This window comes from Streptomyces sp. NPDC001750, assembly GCF_042892615.1.
Classification (GTDB): domain Bacteria; phylum Actinomycetota; class Actinomycetes; order Streptomycetales; family Streptomycetaceae; genus Streptomyces.
In genome coordinates, this window is sequence record NZ_JBIAUE010000002.1 from 648,204 (window position 1) to 666,896 (window position 18,693).

At 72.0% G+C, this 18,693-nt stretch carries 18 protein-coding genes; 7 read left to right on the top strand and 11 right to left on the bottom strand.

Going from position 1 to position 18,693, the window contains the following annotated elements; all coding sequences use genetic code 11:
- Positions 1 to 216 precede the first annotated feature (216 nt).
- The 7 genes from ACFYY6_RS06125 to ACFYY6_RS06155 form a co-directional block, all read right to left on the bottom strand.
- Positions 217 to 1,971 carry a dipeptide ABC transporter ATP-binding protein gene (locus ACFYY6_RS06125; RefSeq protein WP_386607074.1) on the bottom strand — a complete coding sequence of 585 codons (1,755 nt, stop codon included), beginning with the start codon at positions 1,969 to 1,971 and terminating at the stop codon, positions 217 to 219.
- Positions 1,968 to 2,957: an ABC transporter permease gene (locus ACFYY6_RS06130; protein WP_351525668.1), complete on the bottom strand. Its 990-nt coding sequence runs from the start codon at positions 2,955 to 2,957 to the stop codon at positions 1,968 to 1,970. The genes ACFYY6_RS06125 and ACFYY6_RS06130 overlap by 4 nt, the downstream gene beginning before the upstream one ends.
- On the bottom strand, positions 2,954 to 4,072 hold the full coding sequence (locus tag ACFYY6_RS06135; RefSeq protein WP_389191835.1) for an ABC transporter permease: 1,119 nt from the start codon (positions 4,070 to 4,072) through the stop codon (positions 2,954 to 2,956). The genes ACFYY6_RS06130 and ACFYY6_RS06135 overlap by 4 nt, the downstream gene beginning before the upstream one ends.
- Positions 4,073 to 4,086: 14 nt before the next feature.
- Complete coding sequence (locus tag ACFYY6_RS06140; RefSeq protein ID WP_386607076.1) at positions 4,087 to 5,805, bottom strand: ABC transporter substrate-binding protein; 1,719 nt, start codon at positions 5,803 to 5,805, stop codon at positions 4,087 to 4,089.
- 278 nt (positions 5,806 to 6,083) lie between these two features.
- Positions 6,084 to 6,179: an Ms4533A family Cys-rich leader peptide gene (locus ACFYY6_RS06145; protein WP_338014129.1), complete on the bottom strand. Its 96-nt coding sequence runs from the start codon at positions 6,177 to 6,179 to the stop codon at positions 6,084 to 6,086.
- Between the two features lie 169 nt (positions 6,180 to 6,348).
- Complete coding sequence (locus tag ACFYY6_RS06150; RefSeq protein WP_351627328.1) at positions 6,349 to 7,680, bottom strand: DUF3152 domain-containing protein; 1,332 nt, start codon at positions 7,678 to 7,680, stop codon at positions 6,349 to 6,351.
- Positions 7,681 to 7,688: 8 nt separating this feature from the next.
- Positions 7,689 to 8,648: an alpha/beta hydrolase gene (locus ACFYY6_RS06155; RefSeq protein ID WP_351627331.1), complete on the bottom strand. Its 960-nt coding sequence runs from the start codon at positions 8,646 to 8,648 to the stop codon at positions 7,689 to 7,691.
- A 287-nt stretch (positions 8,649 to 8,935) separates the two neighbouring features.
- Here ACFYY6_RS06155 and ACFYY6_RS06160 point away from each other — a divergent pair, with 287 nt between their 5' ends.
- The 4 genes from ACFYY6_RS06160 to ACFYY6_RS06175 all read left to right on the top strand — a co-directional run bounded on the left by ACFYY6_RS06160 (position 8,936) and on the right by ACFYY6_RS06175 (position 10,843).
- Positions 8,936 to 9,151, top strand: coding sequence for a hypothetical protein (locus ACFYY6_RS06160; RefSeq protein ID WP_351525254.1), 216 nt, complete (start codon positions 8,936 to 8,938; stop codon positions 9,149 to 9,151).
- 168 nt (positions 9,152 to 9,319) lie between these two features.
- On the top strand, positions 9,320 to 9,961 hold the full coding sequence (locus ACFYY6_RS06165; RefSeq protein ID WP_073781814.1) for a TetR/AcrR family transcriptional regulator: 642 nt from the start codon (positions 9,320 to 9,322) through the stop codon (positions 9,959 to 9,961).
- A gap of 180 nt (positions 9,962 to 10,141) precedes the next feature.
- Positions 10,142 to 10,369 carry a DUF3107 domain-containing protein gene (locus tag ACFYY6_RS06170; protein ID WP_351525255.1) on the top strand — a complete coding sequence of 76 codons (228 nt, stop codon included), beginning with the start codon at positions 10,142 to 10,144 and terminating at the stop codon, positions 10,367 to 10,369.
- Positions 10,370 to 10,570: 201 nt separating this feature from the next.
- Positions 10,571 to 10,843, top strand: a complete 273-nt coding sequence (locus ACFYY6_RS06175) for a hypothetical protein (protein ID WP_351525256.1) — start codon at positions 10,571 to 10,573, stop codon at positions 10,841 to 10,843.
- An 84-nt stretch (positions 10,844 to 10,927) separates the two neighbouring features.
- Here the strand turns inward: ACFYY6_RS06175 and ACFYY6_RS06180 are convergent, their stop codons facing one another.
- On the bottom strand, positions 10,928 to 11,662 hold the full coding sequence (locus ACFYY6_RS06180; protein ID WP_351525257.1) for a ferritin-like fold-containing protein: 735 nt from the start codon (positions 11,660 to 11,662) through the stop codon (positions 10,928 to 10,930).
- Positions 11,663 to 12,144: 482 nt separating this feature from the next.
- Between ACFYY6_RS06180 and ACFYY6_RS06185 the strand changes: the two genes are divergently transcribed.
- Positions 12,145 to 13,968, top strand: coding sequence for a DEAD/DEAH box helicase (locus ACFYY6_RS06185; RefSeq protein ID WP_388648274.1), 1,824 nt, complete (start codon positions 12,145 to 12,147; stop codon positions 13,966 to 13,968).
- Between the two features lie 170 nt (positions 13,969 to 14,138).
- Complete coding sequence (locus tag ACFYY6_RS06190; RefSeq protein ID WP_351627341.1) at positions 14,139 to 15,008, top strand: alpha/beta hydrolase; 870 nt, start codon at positions 14,139 to 14,141, stop codon at positions 15,006 to 15,008.
- Between the two features lie 108 nt (positions 15,009 to 15,116).
- Here the strand turns inward: ACFYY6_RS06190 and ACFYY6_RS06195 are convergent, their stop codons facing one another.
- On the bottom strand, positions 15,117 to 16,052 hold the full coding sequence (locus ACFYY6_RS06195) for an NYN domain-containing protein (protein WP_351525260.1): 936 nt from the start codon (positions 16,050 to 16,052) through the stop codon (positions 15,117 to 15,119).
- A 245-nt stretch (positions 16,053 to 16,297) separates the two neighbouring features.
- Here ACFYY6_RS06195 and ACFYY6_RS06200 point away from each other — a divergent pair, with 245 nt between their 5' ends.
- On the top strand, positions 16,298 to 16,450 hold the full coding sequence (locus ACFYY6_RS06200) for a hypothetical protein (RefSeq protein ID WP_199883112.1): 153 nt from the start codon (positions 16,298 to 16,300) through the stop codon (positions 16,448 to 16,450).
- Between the two features lie 77 nt (positions 16,451 to 16,527).
- On the opposite strand, the gene ACFYY6_RS06205 is transcribed toward ACFYY6_RS06200, so the two are convergent.
- Positions 16,528 to 17,133 (bottom strand): MarC family protein, encoded by a 606-nt coding sequence (locus ACFYY6_RS06205; protein ID WP_351525261.1) that lies wholly within the window; start codon positions 17,131 to 17,133, stop codon positions 16,528 to 16,530.
- A 250-nt stretch (positions 17,134 to 17,383) separates the two neighbouring features.
- Entirely contained in the window at positions 17,384 to 18,250 is an 867-nt protein-coding gene (locus tag ACFYY6_RS06210; protein WP_351525262.1) for a PHP domain-containing protein, read from the bottom strand.
- Positions 18,251 to 18,693 lie beyond the last annotated feature (443 nt).

Consider the following 18,693-nt stretch of genomic DNA (forward strand, 5'->3'; position numbering starts at 1 on the left):
GGGTGTTTTTTTAATGCTTTGCGCCGGGGCCCCCCCCCTTTCTCGTTGTGGTCGGGCCTCGGCCGCCCCGACCACCCCCGGGCCCACCCCGTTTGGGGTTTCGGGGGGTGGGGGGCGGGAGGTTGGCCCGCCCCACCACCGAAAGGGGTGAACCGTCGTAACTTTCCTGGCCCAGCGACGTTCTGTTGCGCTAAGGTACCGAACGGTCACATACCGTCAGGCTGCGGCCAGCTCCTTGCGTGCTGCGCGCCGCACCGCCGCGAGCGCCGGATCGAGCGCGGGCACGGCCGCCAGGAGCTGCTGGGTGTACGGGTCCCGCGGAGCCGAGTACACCCGGTCCGCCTCGCCCTCCTCGACGATCCTGCCCCTCCGCATGACGGCGACCCGATCGCTGACCTGGCGTACGACGGCGAGGTCGTGCGCGATGAAGACCAGCGCCAGGCCCAGTTCCCGCCGCAGCCGCTTCAGCAGGCCGATCACCTGGGCCTGGGTGGTCACGTCGAGCGCGGAGACGGCCTCGTCGCAGACGATCAGCTCCGGCTCGGCGGCCAGCGCACGGGCGATCCCGACGCGCTGTCGCTGTCCGCCGCTGAACTCGTGCGGGTAGCGGTCGTACTGCCCGGGGTCGAGCCCGACCCGCTTCAGCAGGTCCCCCACCCGCGCCCGGATCACCGCCTCGTCGCGCTCCCCGGACGCACGCAGCGGATCGGCGACCGATTCGCCGACCGAGCGACGCGGGTTGAGGGAGGAGACGGGGTCCTGGAACACCATCTGCACCCGGGCGTCCCGGGCGATCCGCCCGGAGGTGGGCTCCAGCAGCCCGACGAGCATCCGGCCGAGGGTGGTCTTCCCGCTGCCGCTCTCGCCGACGATGCCGAGGGTCTCGCCGCGGCGGACGGTGAGGGAGACGCCGTCGACGGCGACATGGGCGGATCCGCCCCTGCCGAACACCTGCCGGACGTCGACCGCCTCGACAAGCGCCTCCCCGACACCGACAGCATCACCGGCATCACCGACGCCCCGAGCACCCCCGACGAGCGCGCCGCCGTCGTCCCCCCGCCCACGATCCGCCCCCGCCCCCGCGGCCCCGCTCGGACGTCCGGCACCGCCCGGACCCGCGGCCCCGCTCGAACCATCCGCCGGTTCGCGCGGAACCACCACCGCGCCCGCAGAACCGGACCCACCATCCGGACCCCTCGCCGGAATGCGCGGTACCGCCGCCAGCAGGGCCCGCGTGTACGGCTCGCGCGGCGCCACGAGCACCTCGCCCACCGGCCCCCGTTCCACCGCCCGGCCCGACCGCATGACCAGCACCTCGTCGACCGATTCGGCCGCCACGCCCACGTCATGGGTGACCAGCAGCAGCCCCATGCCGGTCTCGCGCCGCAGGTCGTGCAGCAGGTCCAGGATCTGGGCCTGGACGGTGACGTCCAGGGCGGTCGTCGGCTCGTCGGCGATGAGCAGCCGGGGTTCGCAGGCCAGGGCCATCGCGATCAGCGCCCGCTGCCGCATCCCGCCGGAGAACTCGTGCGGCCGGGACCGGGACCGCCGTACCGCGTCGGGGATCCCGACCCGGTCCAGCACCTCCACGGCACGGGCCCGCGCCGCCCGCCGGGAGACCCTGTTGTGGACCCGGTACACCTCGGCGATCTGGTCGCCCACGGCGTAGTACGGGTCGAGCGACGACAGCGGGTCCTGGAAGACCATCGCGGCCTTCGCACCCCGCAGCGCCCGCAGTTCCGCGTCGTCCGCCGCGTCCACGTCCACGCCCGCGACCCGGATCGAGCCGCGGACCTCGGCGCCGGTCCCCCGGTGCAGTCCGAGCAGGGCGTACGCCGAGGCGCTCTTGCCGGAGCCGGACTCGCCGACGACGCCGAGCGCGCCCCCCGCCTCCAGCGAGAACGAGAGGTCCTCCACAGCGCGCACGTCACCGAACGAGACGGAGAGACCGGAGACATCGACCAGGTTCATGCCAGCACCACCCGTCGGTCGGCCATCGCCTGCAGGATGTCGGCGACGGTATTGGCGAGGACGACGAAGAATCCGGTGACGAGCACCAGACCGACGACGACCGGGAGATCCACGTTCCTGACGGCGTCGACGAGTTCACGGCCGACCCCTGGGATACCGAACAGGGATTCGGTGAGGACGGCGCCGCCGAACAGCGAGCCGATGTCGAGTGCGCCGAGCGCGATCACCGGCGCCAGCGCACCGCGCAGCGCGTGCCGTCCGACGATCGCACGCTCCCCGACCCCGTACGCCCTGAAGGTGCGCACATGGTCCTCGGCCAGCGTCTCCAGCATCGACGCCCGGGTCATCCGGGCATACGGGGCCGCGGACACCAGGGCCAGCGAGATCCAGGGCAGCAGAAGGTTCCAGGCCCACTGCTCCGGGTCCTCGGTGAGGGGCACGTAGTCGGGGAACGGGAGGACCTTGAGCGCCGTGACCAGGATGATGATCAGCAGCAGTCCGATGACGAAGACCGGCGTGGCCATGCCGGCCAGGGTGATCCAGGTGAGAACGCGCTCCGTGACGCGGCCGCGCCGCCACACCGAGAGCAGCCCGGTGCCGACGCCGAGCAGCATCCACAGTACGAAGGCGCCGACGGCGAGCGAGGCGGTGGCCGGGAGCTTGGTCAGGATCAGCTCGGTGACCTGCTGGTCGCTCTGGTACGAGAGCCCGAGGCAGGGCGCCTGGCAGTGCAGCACCCCGGTCCCGGTCGAGTAGTCGCGGCCGACGAAGAGGCCCTGGAGGAAGTGCGCGTACTGCGAGTACAGCGGGTCGTCCAGGTGCAGTTGTTCTCCGACCTGCGCCACCTGCGCCGGTGAGCAGCGCGGACCGCAGGCGATCTGCGCGACGTTCCCAGGGGCGACGTAGAAGGCCGCGTAGACGACGACGCTGAGGGCGAGCAGCACGAAGAGCGCCCCGCCGAGGCGCCTGAGCAGGAACCACTTCACGCGCCGGCCCCCCGCTCCGGACCCGTGCCGGTCTTCGTACGTCCCGGCTCCGTGTCGAACCCCGGCTCCGGACCGGTGCCGTGGTCCGCCTCGCGCACCCTCCGCTCCGGCCCCGTGCCGGCCTTCCGCTCTCGCCCCTTCCGCTTGCGTCCCGTGCCGACCCGGAGCCGGGACTCGGCGCGCGGGTCCAGCGCGGTGCGCACGCCCTCACCGAGGACGGTGAGCGCGAGCACGGTGACGAACAGCAGGAGTGCGGGGATCAGCAGATAGGTGGGCGCCGCCTGGTACCAGGTGTCGGCGTCGCTGAGCATCTGCCCCCAGGACGGCGTCGGCGGCTTGATGCCCACGCCGAGGAAGGACAGGGCCGCTTCGACGACGATGTTGCCCGGGAAGAGCAGTACGGCGTACGTGATGACGGGCGCGGCCAGCGCGGGCAGCAGCTCGCGCCGGGCCACCTGCCAGGAACTCCAGCCGCTGAGCCGGGCGGCGGCGACGTGGTCGAGCGACTTCAGCGCGAGCGTCCGGGCCCGCACGATCTTCGAGATGCCGGACCAGCCGACCAGGCCGATGATCAGGGCGATCAGGACCGGGCGCGGGAAGCCCACGGGCACGACGGCGAGCGCGCCGAGCGCGATCACCATGACGGGCAGCGCCACCACGACGTCGGTGACCCGGCTGAGCGCCTGATCGACGAAGCGGTTGCCGAGCCCCGCCGCCAGACCCACGGCGACCCCGATGACCACCTGGAGCAGGGTGGCGGCGAGCGCGACGCCGAGCGAGACCCGTGCCCCGTGGACGACTCTGGCGAACAGATCGCGCCCGGTGAGCGGTTCGACGCCGAGCCAGTGCTCGGCACCGATCCCGCCGAAGGAGCCGATCGGCACCCCGCCGGTGGCGGAGTCGACGAGATCCGGATGGTACGTGGTGGGGTCCTGGCCCTCGACGGCCGCCAGCAGTGGTGCGGCGAGCGCGGCCAGGACCAGCAGGGCGACGACGACGGCGGCCACGAGGGCGGAACGCCGGGCGCGCAACCGCCGCCAGAACGGACGAGCCCCGGAGGCGGGGGCCACGACGGCCCCCGCCCCCTCGGCCGGCTGCGCCACGGCCGTGGTCACTGCTTGAGCCGTGGTCACTTGACCGCGACCTGCGAGACGTCCAGCACACCGGTCCAGTCGCTGATCACGACGTTCTTGACGGCCTCGCCGTACAGGCGCTTGTAGACCGGGTGGAACAGCGGCACGGTGAGCGCCTGCTCGCCGACCTTCCTGTCGAGCGCGCCCCAGCGCTTCGCGGCGGCCTCCAGGTCGGTCAGCTTGTTGATCCCGTCGATCTCCTTGTTGACCCCGGGGTCGTCGAGCAGGCCGGAGTTGAAGTTGTAGCCGTCCTCGACGATCTGGCGCCCGTCGAAGATCGGCGCGAAGAACGGGCCGCCGGACGGCCAGTCGGCGCCCCAGCCGGCGAGGAAGAAGCCGGGCTCGCTCTTCACGTTGTGGATCGTGTCGGAGTAGGCGTTGTCCTCCAGGCCCTGGAGCCTGACGGTGATACCGGCCTTCTTCAGCGCCTCCTGGATCGCGGTGGCGATCTCCGGGCTCGTTGCGAAGTCCTTGTCGTTGGAGTGCGTGAGGGTGACGGTCAGCCCCTTGGGGTGGCCGGCCTCCTTCAGCAGTTCCCTGGCCTTGGCCGGGTCGCCGGACTTCCCGGCCGGGAAGTGGTCGTACGGCGTGTGGCCGAAGGCCGCCTGCTCGGGCAGGAAGGTGGTGGCGGGCTCGGCGAGCGAGGAGCCACCGGCCGCGTTGACCACGGAGGACCGGTCGACGGCGTAGGCGATCGCCTGGCGCACCTTCGGGTTGTCGAACGGCTTCACCTTCGGATTGAAGGCGATGTAGTTGGTGTAGCCGAAGTGACCGGTGCCGACGCGGTCGGCGAGCTTCTTGTCGCCCGTGACCTTGGCGAGTTCGGCCGGGCCGAGGTTGGTGTCCGTCGTGACGGCCGCGGCGTCGGCGCCCCGCGAGGCCGAGAGGCGCTGGTTGATGACGGCGGAGTCGAGGCCCGAGCGCACGTCGATCCGGTCCGGGTACGCCTTGCGCTCCTCGTCGGTGTCGGCCGACCAGTGCGGGTTGCGCTCCAGGACGAGACGTTCGCCGTCGCCCTCGTTCTTCACGACCTTGTACGGCCCCGAGGAGATCGGGTGCTCCTCGTACTTCGTGCCGGTGTCCTCGGCCTTCGGCACCGGAGTCGTCTGGGTCTGCGTGGCCAGGAAGGGGAATTCGCCCTCCGGCTTGTTCAGGTGGAAGACGATCGTCTTCGCGTCGGGCGTCTCGATCGAGTCGAGGCCCTTCTTGTCCTTGTACGGGCCCTGGTAGTCGGCCCCGCCGATCAGCCAGTCGCGCAGGTACGGTGCGCCGCCGGAGAGTTCGGCGGCGAAGGAGCGCTCGATGCCGTACTTGATGTCGGCGCTCGTGATCGGGGTGCCGTCCTCGAACTTCAGTCCGTCCTTGAGGGTGTACGTCCACACGGTGGCGTTCTGGCTGGGCGTGCCGAGGTCGGTCGCCAGGTCGGGCACGACCTTCGCGCCGGCCGCGCCGTCCTCCCGGTTGCGGGTGGTGAGGGTGCGGAAGACCAGGGACGGGACGTTGCCGCCGCCGGAGGTGTAGAGCCGGGCGGGGTCGAAGTCGGACTGGGGCCTGCTGTTGAGGACGGTGAGCGTGCCGCCCTTCTGCGGCTTGCCCGGCGCGCCGGAGCCGTCGGCCTTGCTGTCCTCGGGGCCGCAGGCCGCGGCGCCCGCGACCACGGCGAGTACGGCGGCGGCCGCTGCCACGCGGCGCGATATGACGGACGGTTGACGCATGGGAAGGTGACCTCTCGGAAGGACTGCCGGGAAAGAAGGACGGTGGGCGTCCGTGCGGCGGCGACGAGAAGCCGGTGCGCACGACCGGTGCGCGGGGGGCGGAGCGCACAGGGGATGCGCGGCGCGGATTCGCAAAGCCGGTCAGCACAGGGAAAATGACCGGAACCATACGGTCGTCGCCGCGCCCACGGACGGGTACGCCCGGGCGCGAGGTCAGAAAACGCCGTCCGGGCCGGTTCGGGGCTCGGGCGGAAGGCCGACGCGCACGCGGGCTGCCGTCAGCAACAGAGGATGTCGGCGACGCTGTGCCCGGTCACACCGATGAGCGCCAGCTCGATGGCGGCGCGCTCGGAGGTGACGGGGCTGCGTGACATGCCGAGAAATATGGATCACCGCCCAGATGATGTCAACGAAGAATGAGACGGCGATCTCACTCTGTGGACAGCCGGACGGCGTGACGGCGCCCTCGCCACCGCTCGTCCGCAGGATCCGGTCCGATCGGGAGGAGGACCCGACGCGCCCGCGGGCCTCCACCCCCGCGTCTCAACTTCCGGGATGCACCCAGGCGTTGGGGCGGCACTTGATGCCGTCGATGTCCAGGGACTTGGTCTGCTGCTGCATCACCGGAGCGAGCGCTCCCGGCGTGCGGCAACTCACATGGTTGTGTCCCAGCCGGTGGCCGACCTCATGGTTGATCAGCATCTGGCGGTACGCGAAGAGTTCGTCCGGTCCGAACGTCGCCGAGCCCTGCGCCCAGCGGTAGGCGTTGATCATCACGCGTTCGGTCGCCGCGGAGTCGCAGGAGACGTTGTCCTCGGCCGTGTCCAGGCCCGACTTGAGGCACCAGTCCGCGGTGGTGCCGGGGCTGGCCAGGGTGATCACGAAGTCGGGGTCACCGGAGGAGATCCGCTCGAACGTCATCGCGCCGTCGTGCGCCCAGCTGCGGTCGTCGTTGAGCGTCTCCTGGACGGCCCGGGCGAAGAGGTCCGGGGCGAGGCCGAGACCTTGCTCGACGTCGATCCGGTAGCGGTACGTGTGCCCCGTCCCCGGGGCCTTCGCCTTGCCGGGGACGGTATCGAACTTCCCCGGGCCCCGGAGCTTCGCGGCCAGCGGGTACGCCCTGGCCATCTTCTGCTCGTACGTCGGGGGCTTGACCCGGGGCGCAGTCGGGGTCGGCCGGTCGTCGGAGCGGGAGGCGTCACGGGTGTCGTCCCGGTCCACGCCCGCCGACCGCGCGGTGTTGCTCGCGTCCGCGTCGTCCTGGGCGACCTGCCCGGCCACGACCACCGCGAGGACGGTGGTCACGGCGGCGGCCGCGATACCGGTGAAGGTACGGCCCTTGTTCCCCCGGCCCTCCTTGCCTTCCTCGGCCTCCTCGGCCTGCCCGGTGCCGCCACCGGGGCCCTCGACCCCTCGGCCGGCCGTCGGTCCGCCCCCGCCGCGCGGCGGGGGCGGGGTGGGCGCGGTGTCGAACGCCTCGACGAACTCGCGGCGCGGTCCCGGTATCAGCGGCTTGGTCCCCGCGGGCCGGGCACTCGGGGGCGCCCCCTGCGCCCGGCCGGCCTTCTCCGCCCGCTCCGCCGTCCGCGCCTGCCCCATCGGCCGACGCGGCGCGGGGCGCTCACCGTCGGCGGGGCGTCCGGTCCCCGGCCCGGCCCCCCAACCGCCGCCCGGTTCCTGGTGTTCGGGGTGACCGCCGCGGACGTGCGCGGCCTGCTGGAACGAGACGTGGCCCTCAGCGCCGGTGGGCCTGCGACGCCGCCCGCTGCCGGGCCCGGGGCGTACGCCTTCCGGGCCCTCGTCCGTCGCCTTCGCGAGAGCGGCGTCGGTGTCGGGCCCCGCGCGTTCGGGGCCCTTTCGGCTGTGTCGTCCCACGCCGCGGATCAGCTCCCGCCGAGTTCGTCGAGCAGCGCCCGGAACGCCTGGGCCACCGCCTCCGGGTACTCCATCATCGCCACGTGTCCGGCATCGGGCAGCGTCAGCAGCCGCGCGTCACGGAAGGCCGAGGACGCCCGGCGTGCCATCCGGTACGAGACGAGCTGGTCCCGTCCGCCGTACACGAGCTGGGTCGGAGCGAGTACCCGCTCGGCCTGACGCCACAGTCCGTGCTGCCCGCCCAGCGTGTACGCATCGACAATGCCACGTGCCGAGCGAGCCATCGCGTCCCAGAAGTACGGCTGCCCCAGGCGGTGCTCCATTTCGGCCACCGCGTCGCGGAAGCCGGCCTCGGACACGCGCGCCGGGTCGCCGTAGCAGAGCGCCATGGCGCCCCGGGTGCGGTCCTCCGCGCTCCAGTCCCTGGTCATCCGGGCGAAGAGCGTCGCGATACCCGGCACGGCGAGCAGCCCCGTGGGGAGGGCCGTGCGCTGCACCCGGATCTCGGGGAGCGCGGGCGAGATGAGGGTGAGCGTGCGCACCAGGTCGGGGCGGACGGCGGCGACCCGGGTGGCCACGGAGCCGCCGAGCGAATTGCCGAACAGGTGCACCGGCCCGCGCTCCATCGCGTCGAGGAGACGGATCACGGCGCGGGCATGCCCGGTGACCGAGTAGTTGCCGTCGTCCGGCGGCGGCGAGGCGCCGAAACCGGGCAGGTCGAGCGCCTCGCCCGCCACCACGTCCTGGAGCAGCGGCATCAGCGCCGACCAGTTCCGCGAGGAACCCCCGAGCCCGTGCACGAAGAGCGCGGGCGGCAGTCCGGTCCGCTCCGGTGGCCGGGAACGGACGGTGAGGGTCAGTCCGGGCAGCGCGACGGAGCGCAGTTCCTCCCCTTCCGCGGCCCCGACGGTGCTCACGGCGGGGGCCACCGCGGCGGCGCTCGCGCCCGGGAGCTCAGTCGAAGACATGCGGCAATGTTACGAGACGATCACACCGTGGTTCATGTGTTCGCCGTCACAGGCCGCGCGGCGTCCGCACGGACGCCCCCACGCCCCGCCGCCCGGTCCCGGTGGTCCCGGACGGGACGCCGGATGCGGCGTCGCGTGTCCGGTTCGAGGCGCCCCGGGCCGGGGAATCGCTCGCATACTGGATGTATCCGGCGTTCCGACAGCATGGCGAGGCGGCCCGGCCGTGTCGCGCACGCACCGGCGGGCACGGGACGCCCCTGCGACTCCGAGCGAGGAAGGGACTGACCATGACGGTCGACCCCAGCGACCCCGAGACCTTCGAGGACGTCCAGCCCGACGAACCCGACCAGGAGACGCCCCGCGCGGACGCGGCCGAACAGCGGACCGACCTCCAGCAGCGGCGTGACGAACCGCTCACGGAGATCGACCGGGAGCGCGCGAACGTGGCGGACGCGGTGGAACAGGCCCGTGTGGTGGCACAGGATGAGGACGATTACCGCTAGTACGCCCCGCTTCGCCCGGCTGATCGGGGAATCCCCGGCTACCGCAGTCGTCCGGTACATGAAATTCTGCGTCCGCGCCGCGCGTGCCCGGGTTACCCGAAAGTACGATGGCTGTACGGCGCAGCGTGCACGGAAATGCCGTGTCCGATCACGATTTTGGGAGGCGGCGTGACAGCCATCGAGCAGACCGAGGCGGCGCGTCCACGAGGCACCCGGCTGCCTCGCCGCGCCCGACGCAACCAGCTGCTGGGCGCCGCGCAGGAAGTGTTCGTGGCGCAGGGGTACCACTCCGCCGCGATGGACGACATCGCGGAGCGCGCCGGGGTCAGCAAGCCGGTGCTCTACCAGCACTTCCCGGGCAAGCTGGAGCTCTATCTGGCGCTGCTCGACCAGCACTGCGAGTCGCTGCTCCAGGCGGTCCGTACGGCGCTGGCGTCGACGACCGACAACAAGCAGCGCGTGGCAGCGACGATGGACGCGTACTTCGCGTACGTCGAGGACGAGGGCGGCGCCTTCCGGCTGGTCTTCGAGTCGGACCTGACCAACGAGCCCGCGGTGCGCGAGCGCGTGGAGCGGGTCTCCCTGCAGTGCGCCGAGGCGATCTCCGACGTCATCGCCGGGGACACGGGCCTGTCCAAGGACGAGTCCATGCTGCTCGCGGTCGGGCTGGGCGGGGTCTCCCAGGTGGTGGCCCGCTACTGGCTCTCCAGCCAGTCGTCCATTCCCCGCGACACGGCGGTGCAGCTGCTGACGTCGCTGGCCTGGCGCGGCATCGCCGGCTTCCCGCTGCACGGCATCGATCAGCACTGACCACCCCCGGCCGCGCGCCCGGAGGTCCGCCGGGCGTCCGGACGGCCGCGTACCGCGCCCGGCGCGCGTGTTCGCTGCGGGCGTGGCCCACCGGCCCCTGAAGGCTCCCCTCACCGGGCTAATCTGTGCTGGTACGGCGCGGCTCACCGCGCAGCAACCGACCGTCGGAGGGACATAGCCGTGGAGGTCAAGATCGGGGTGCAGCACTCGCCCCGGGAGATCGTTCTGGAGAGCGGGCTTTCCGCCGAAGAGGTCGAGAGCGCGGTCGGCGAGGCTCTCGCCGGCAAGGCGCGGCTGCTCAGCCTCACGGACGAGAAGGGCCGGAAGGTCCTGGTGCCGTCCGACCGGATCGCGTACGTGGAGATCGGCGAGCCCAGCACGCGTCGCGTGGGCTTCGGCGCGCTGTAGGCCACGCGCCCGACGGGGCGGTCTTGGAAGCGGCCCGGTGGGACGTCCCGCCGGGCCGCTTCCCGTTCCGCTTCCGGCTCGTTCCGCCGCCCGGACCAGGGCCGACGAGGCACGAGGCCGACGAGGATTGCGTTCCGTGTTCCTCGGGTAGTACGGCAGGTGACCGCACCACCAGCCCCGCAACTCGCGAGGTGATCAACTGTGATCCTGGAACCTCTCGGCGCCGTCGTGCTCGGACTCGCCCTCGCCTGGGTGGCGCTCCGCTCTCTGCCGGACCGGCTCCCGTCCCGTCGCACCGTCTTCACGACGGGCGCTCTGGGGGCTCTGTTCGGCGTGTTCCTCATGCACTCGGTGATGGGTCCGGGACATCTCGCCGCCGTGCTGATCGGCGCGGTGTCGGTCGGGGCGGTGACGCTCTCGTTGCTGGTCCGGCCCCGGAGCCGAAGCGGTCTGGGACGGTCGGCGGCGGCCTGAGCCACCCGCCCGACCCGACATCGTTCCGCGCCTCGCGCCTGTGCCGCCCCCGGCGGGCCGCACAGGCGCGAGGCGTTGCGGAGACTACGCGGCGAGCCCCAGCGCGGCCATCCGCTTGGTGTGCGCCTCGGTGATGCGGGAGAACATCCGCCCGACCTCCGCGAGGTCGAAGCCGTCCGCCACACCGCCCACGAGCATCGTCGACAGCGCGTCACGGTCGGCCACGACCCGCTGCGCCTGCGACAGGGCCTCCCCCATCAGCCGGCGCGCCCACAGCGCGAGCCGGCCGCCGACACGCGGGTCGGCCTCGATCGCGGCGCGTACCTTCTCCACCGCGAAGTCGGCCTGCCCCGTGTCGTCGAGGACGGCCAGGACGAGGGACCGGGTGTCCGAGTCGAGACGCACGGCGACCTCGCGGTAGAAGTCGCTGGCGATCGAATCGCCGACGTACGCCTTGACCAGGCCCTCCAGCCAGTCCGACGGCGCGGTCTGGCGGTGGAATTCGTCGAGCGCCTTGGCGAACGGCTCCATCGCGCCCGTGGGGTCCACTTCGATCGCGGTCAGCCGTTCCGTCAGCCTCTCGAAGTGGTGGAATTCCGCGGAGGCCATCTTCGCCAGCTCCGCCTTGTCGGCGAGCGTCGGCGCGAGTTTGGCGTCCTCGGCGAGCCGTTCGAAGGCCGCCAGCTCCCCGTACGCCAGCGCTCCCAGCAGATCCACGACCGCCGCGCGGTACTGCGGCTCCGCGGACGCGGCGGCCCAGTCCTGGGCGGCGATTCCGGTGGGCACGGGGGCTTCGTTGGCGTTGTCAGGCGTCTCCATGAAGCGCAGAATAGCCCGCCCGGCGGGGGACGGAAGGTCCTGGTCAGCCAGTGACATCCCACCGTTCCGACGAATTCGCCCAACACACATGCGCGAATCCGGGGTACAGTGGTATTGCGCCTACTGAGTATTTTGGATGCCTGTACGGCGCGAAACCAGTAAATGGAATCAGGATGCCCGGTCGGTGGCCCGATCGGCTCCGACCCGACAGCCCTCCGCGCGGGGCGTACGACACGTACGACCGCAGATGAGGGGCCCCCTCAGCGGCACGAGCGCTCGAGCGACGGCAGTGGTCCCGCGCCACCCGGCCCTTCCGCGGCCGGATGACCAACCCGGCACGGTACGACCCCCAGCGTTCGCCTCGGACCGCGTCTCACAGAAGAGGCAGCACCCTGACTACGTTTCGAGAACTCGGGATTCTCCCCGAGACGGCCGAGGCCCTTGAGTCCGTCGGCATCGTGTCCCCGTTCCCCATCCAGGAGATGACGCTCCCCGTAGCCCTCGCCGGCTCCGACGTCATCGGCCAGGCCAAGACCGGCACCGGAAAGACCCTCGGATTCGGTCTGCCGCTGCTGGAGCGTGTCACCGTCCCCGTGGACGTCGAGGCGGGCCGCGCCGCGCCGGAGCAGCTGACCGACACGCCGCAGGCGCTGGTCGTCGTCCCCACCCGTGAGCTCTGCCAGCAGGTCACCAACGACCTGCTGACCGCCGGCAAGGTGCGCAACGTCCGCGTGCTCGCGATCTACGGCGGTCGCGCCTACGAGCCGCAGGTCGAGGCCCTGAAAAAGGGCGTCGATGTGATCGTCGGCACGCCGGGCCGACTGCTCGACCTGGCCGGCCAGCGCAAGCTCGACCTCTCGCACGTCCGCGCGCTGGTGCTGGACGAGGCCGACGAGATGCTCGACCTGGGCTTCCTGCCCGACGTCGAGAAGATCATCACCATGCTTCCGGCGAAGCGCCAGACGATGCTGTTCTCGGCGACCATGCCGGGCGCGGTCATCGGCCTGGCGCGGCGCTACATGTCGCAGCCCACGCACATCCGGGCCACCTCGCCCGACGGCGAGGGCGCGACCGTCGCGAACATCTCGCAGCACGTCTACCGGGCCCACTCGCTGGACAAGCCGGAGATGGTCGCCCGCATCCTGCAGGCCGACGGCCGCGGACTCGCGATGATCTTCTGCCGCACGAAGCGCACCGCCGCCGACATCGCCGAGCAGCTGGAGCGGCGCGGTTTCGCCTCCGGCGCCGTCCACGGCGACCTGGGCCAGGGGGCGCGCGAGCAGGCGCTGCGCGCGTTCCGCAACGGCAAGGTCGACGTGCTCGTCTGCACCGACGTGGCCGCCCGCGGTATCGATGTCGAGGGTGTGACCCACGTCATCAACTACCAGTCGCCGGAGGACGAGAAGACCTACCTGCACCGCATCGGCCGGACCGGCCGCGCCGGTGCCAAGGGCATCGCGATCACCCTGGTCGACTGGGACGACATCCCGCGCTGGCAGCTGATCAACAAGGCGCTGGACCTGGACTTCAACGACCCGGTCGAGACGTACTCCACCTCGCCGCACCTCTACGAGGAGCTCGACATCCCGGCCGGCACCAAGGGTGTCCTGCCGCGTTCCGAGCGGACCCGTGCGGGGCTGGGGGCCGAGGAGATCGAGGATCTCGGCGAGACGGGCGGCCGGGGCCGCAAGTCCTCCGCCGCGCCCGCGGAGCGCGCGCCGCGCACGCCGCGTCAGCGCCGTCGTACCCGGGGCGGTGCCGTCGTGGCCCCCGCGCAGGAGACCGCGGCCGCCGTACCCGCCCCCGCCGGTGAGGCCGAGGCAGCCGATGCCCCGGCGCAGCCGCGTACGCCGCGCCGCCGTCGCCGGACCCGCGCCGGTGTTCCGGACGCCGCGACCGAGGCCGCGGTGAACACGGTCCAGGTCCCGGCCGCCGAGGCCCCGGCCGAGGACGAGCCCGCGGCGAAGCCGCGCCGCCGTCGCACCCGTGCCGCCGTGGCGCGGCCGGTGGCGGAGGAGGCCGACTTCCAGACCGCCCCCGTCGCCGAGCCGGCACCCGCGAAGACGGTGACCAAGCCGCGCCGCCGCACCCGCGTCGTCAAGCCGGTCGAGGACGAGGTCGACTTCCAGATCGCGCCGATCTCCGAGCCCGTCCCCGAGAGCAGGCCCCGCCGCCGCACCCGCGCGGCCTCGAAGCCGAAGGCCGATGCCGTGGCCGCGGCGGAGACCCCAGCCGCCGACGGCGAGGCGAAGCCGCGCAGGCGTCGGACGGCTCGCGCCGCGACCGGTACCGGCGTCGAGGGCTGAGCGCACGACGCCGGACGCGTCCGGTCCGGGGGCTCAGCCCCGGACCGGGCGCGTCTGCGTGTTCCCGGGCCTGCCGGGAACGTCCCGGCCCGGCGAGGTCCGGGCCCTGCCGCACGGTTCTCGTACCGGCCGTCCTGCCCGTTCGGTGTCCAAGGACATAACCTCGTCCCATGAGTCGGCCGCCCACGTTCACCCCGCCGCCCGGTACTCGCGCCCATCGGCTCCGCACCGCGCGCGGCGAGTTCGCCGTGCTGGACGCCTCGCCGCAGGGCGTGACGCGCGGCACCGCCCTTCTGCTGCCCGGTTACATGGGCAGCAAGGAGGACTTCGTCGCGCTCCTCGAACCGCTCGGTGCCGCCGGGTACCGGATCGTTGCCGTGGACGGCCGGGGACAGTACGAGACGGACGGCACGGACCGCGAGGAGACCTACGCGCAGGACGAGCTGGCCCGCGACGTGCTCGCGCAGGCGTCCGCGCTCGCGGCCGGCGACGGGGGCGGGGTGCATCTGGTCGGGCACTCGCTCGGCGGCCAGATCGCCCGCGCCGCGGTCCTGCTCGACGCCTCGCCGTTCCGTTCGCTGACGCTGATGTCGTCGGGCCCCGCCCAGGTCGTCGAGGCGCAGCAGGTCAAGGTGAAGCTGCTCTCCGACGCACTGACGACCATGACCATGGCCGAGGTGTGGGAGGCGGTGCGCGCCTTCGACCCGCCCGAGGAGGTGACGCCGAACGGCGAGGCCCTGCGCCGACGCTGGCTGCGCCACCGTGCCGCCCAGTTGATCGCCACCGGCCGTCAGCTGGCGACCGAGCCGGACCGGGTGGCCGAACTCGCCGCCACGGCACTGCCCGTCCACGTGCTCTCCGGTGAGCGCGACGACACCTGGCCGGTGCCGCTGCTCGACGACATGGCCCGGCGGCTTGGCGCGCACCGCACCCGGATCGAGGGCGCCGAGCACTCTCCGAACACGGACCGCCCGGAGCGGACCGCGAGCGCGCTCGTCTCCTTCTGGGACACCCTTCGCGCGGCGGCAGCACCTTCCTGAGCATCTTCCCGAGTCCCGTCCCGGGCACGGACCCGTGGAAGGTCCGGCTCGGTCGGACACGGGCACCGTGGACCCTGGAGGGCGGTCGGCGCAGTGACGCGTCCGGGCTCAGTACTGCGCCTGCACGTGCTGCCAGAAGCCGTCGCGCAAGGACCGCCGCAGATGGGCGTGGCCGCGCAGCGAGTGCTGGAGCAGCCGTTCGGCCTCGATCAGCAGGTCCTGGTCGACGGAGCCCGGCAGGTACGGGTGGCCGGGCAGCAGCTCGGCGAGGGATTCGCGGCCCCGCGCGGCCAGCCAGGCCGCGGCGATCTGCGCACCGACGAAGCGGACGTCCTCGCGGGAGGGCGCGGGGCTGTCGTCCTCGTACATGGTGACGGGGCGTCTGGTGACGTACGGGCGGCAGAAGTCCAGGTCGAAGGTGCGCTGGCTGTCGACCTCCCAGAGCAGCGGTTCGGCCTGGTTGCGCCCCTCCCCCGCCTCGATGCCCCACAGGTGCACCCGGGCCCCGTACCCCTGTGCCGCCTCGACCGCGGAGACCAGGTCCTCGTCGCCGCCGACCAGGGCCGCGTCACTGATGGCGCGGTGGCGGGCGAGCGATTCGAGATCGCTGCGGATCAGTGAGTCGACGCCCTTCTGCTGGTTGTTGGCGTTGAGGTTGCCGAGCCTGACCTTGACGTCGGGGAGTTCGGCGATGGACTGCTGCTCGGCGGTGTGGATACGGCGCCTGGCCCCGTCGTACCAGTAGACGCGCAGCAGCCGGCTGTCCGCGAAGATCGTGCGGGCCTTGTCGATGAACGCCTCGATCAGCCCCTCCGCGTCGAGGTCGAAGGACCGGCGGTCCTCGGTGCCGGTGACGAGCAGGCCGGCCGCGGCGTACACATAACCCGCGTCGACGAAGATCGCGTGGGTCGAGGGGGTCTTCGACACCTCGGCGAGCACGCGCTGGAGCAGTTCGTTCGTCCGGTCCAGACGGTCGCGGATCTCCGCGTCGTCGCGATGGCGGATCTCTGCGTCGTGGGAGTCGCGGATCTCTGCGTCGTTCATGCGGGCCTCGTGGTGCGCCTGATCGTGCACGTGGCCGCGGGCCGCGCGACCGGGGTGTGCCCGATGACCTGCTGGTACTTAGACATCCAAAAATTTTCCTTAGCGTAGGGAATGTTTGTAGTGAGCAAGCCGTTGTACATGAATCGGAGCGCGGACACCGGCGTCGGGCGCTCCCATCCTTGTGGACGGGGTCACCCGTCCTCCCAGCAGTTCTCCAGCAGGAGGATCAGACGAAGGGAAGCCATATGCGCTTCGAGATCATGCGCCTCGACGACGTCGACGGTACCGCCGTGGACAGCACCGTCGTGGACGCCGCCTCCGTCAACCGGATCGTGCAGCAGGCCGCGGCGACGGGCCAGCGCATCTACATCCGCCCGGCCGATTCCCCGGCCTCGTAACGCGCGACGACGCAGACAGACGTAGCGCCCCCGTACGGCCGGTCCGTTCGGGGGCGCCGTGGTGTCCGCACCCGTCGTCACGCGTTCTGGACGACCTGGCTGACGCCGTTGATGATCTGCTGCACCGCGATGGCGGAGAGCATCATTCCGGCGAGCCGGGTCACCAGGACCACACCGCCGTCCTTGATGACGCGGATGATCAGCAGCGAGTAGCGCATGGTCAGCCAGAGCACGATGTGCATGGCGATGATCGCCGACCAGACCGAGATCTGGCCCCCCACACCGTCGGCGTGCTGCACCGCCAGGATCACCGACACGATCGCGCCGGGTCCGGCGAGCAGCGGCATGCCCAGCGGTACGAGCGCGACGTTGACGTCCTTGGTCTGCGTCGGCTCGTCGGTCTTGCCGGTGAGCAGGTCGAGCGCGATGAGCAGCAGGAGCAGGCCACCCGCGATCATCAGGGCGGGCACGGAGACGTGCAGATAGTCGAGGATCTGCTGGCCGAGCACGCCGAAGACGGCTATGACGCCGAAGGCGACGGCGACCGCCTGGAGCGCCATCTTGCGCTGCGTCTTGGCGGGGCGGCCGGCGGTGAGGGCGAGGAAGATCGGAGTGATGCCGGGGGGATCCATAATCACAAAAAGGGTGAGAAAAAGGGATCCGAAGACAGCGATGTCGAACACGGTGAGCCTTGCACGAAGAGGGAGAGGAACCGGCCCGGGGGAACGCGCGCCGGAGCCGTGGGGCGGCTCCGGTGGCCGGGAAGGACGCGGAAGCGGAACGGGAAGTACGGGCGGACGGGAGCGGGTCGGGCGAGCGGAACGCGAGGGGTGCCGGGCCGTGCCGTACGGCATCGCGCCGGGCCGTCGCGCCGAGGGCGGCGGGCGTCCGGAGCGCCGGGCGGGCGCGGGCCCCTGCTGGACCGCCGGGCCGTCAGGTGCGGCGGGGGCCGCCGGCGCCCGGCACCGGGAAGGCTCCCGTGGCGCGCCGGGTGATCTCGCCGTAGATCTCTGGGTCGGTGGTGTACGCGCCGAGCGCGACGGGCTTACGGCTGCCGTGGTAGTCGCTGGACCCGGTCGTCAGCAGACCCAGCTCCCGCGCGAGCCCGCGCAGCCTGGCCCTGGTCGGCTCGTCGTGGTCCATGTGGTCGACCTCGATGCCGTCGAGCCCGGCGGCGGCGAACCGCGCGATCGACGACTCGGGCACCACCTCGCCGCGCTTGACGGCGGCCGGGTGGGCGAAGACGGTGACGCCGCCCGCCGCCTTGACCAGGCGGATCGCGTCGAAGGGGTCGAGTTCGTGCTTCTCCGCGTACGCGCGTCCGCCGTTGGCGAGCCACTCGGGCGTGAAGGCGTCGGAGACGGTCTCGACGACGCCGAGTTCGACGAGTGCGGTGGCGATGTGCGGCCGGCCGACCGAGCCGTCCCCGGCGATCCTCGCGACCCGCTCCCACTCGATCGGGACGCCGAGGTCCTGGAGCTTGCGCACCATGATCCGGGCGCGCGGCACGCGGTCGTCCCGCACCAGCTCGCGTTCGCGTGCCAGCTCGGGCTCGTCGGGGTCGAAGAGGTACGCCAGCAGGTGCATGCTCACCCCGTCGATCCGGCAGGAGAGCTCGGCGCCGGTGACCAGGGTGAGCCCCTCGGGAAGGGCGGCGATCGCCTCGGCGTGACCGCGCACGGTGTCGTGGTCGGTGAGCGCGACGACGTCGAGGCCCGCGGCGGCGGCGTTCCGCACCAGTCCGGCGGGGCTGTCCGTACCGTCCGACGCGGTGGAGTGGGTGTGCAGATCGATGCGCACGACGCGTACTCCAGGGCTCGGGACGGACGGAAGGCGCTCAAGATCCTGGCCGGACCGGCGAGGGAGACCTGGTGCGCGCGGGCGCCGGAGCGGCCTCACTGCGGGCGTCGTACCGCACCGGTGAGGCCGCGGGGGTGAAGCGGAGCCGTCGAGACCGACCAGGATCTTCAGCACCCTCAAGGGGGACATTCAAAAGGATAACCGGCATTCGAACAGCACCCGGCCACGCCCGCGAGCCCGGCGGGACCCCGCCGGGCAGGGCCCGGGGACGGCCGAGGACCTCAAGGACTGTCCCGTCATTCCTGTCGGGCGCCCGACAGGAATGACGGGACTTTCGAAGAACGCGCTACTGAACTTGATTGAGTGATGTCGGGCTATCGGCCTGACAGTTGAGCGCCAGGTCCGGTAGTTCTGGTTGGGTGAGATACGCGCAGGGCGGCGGG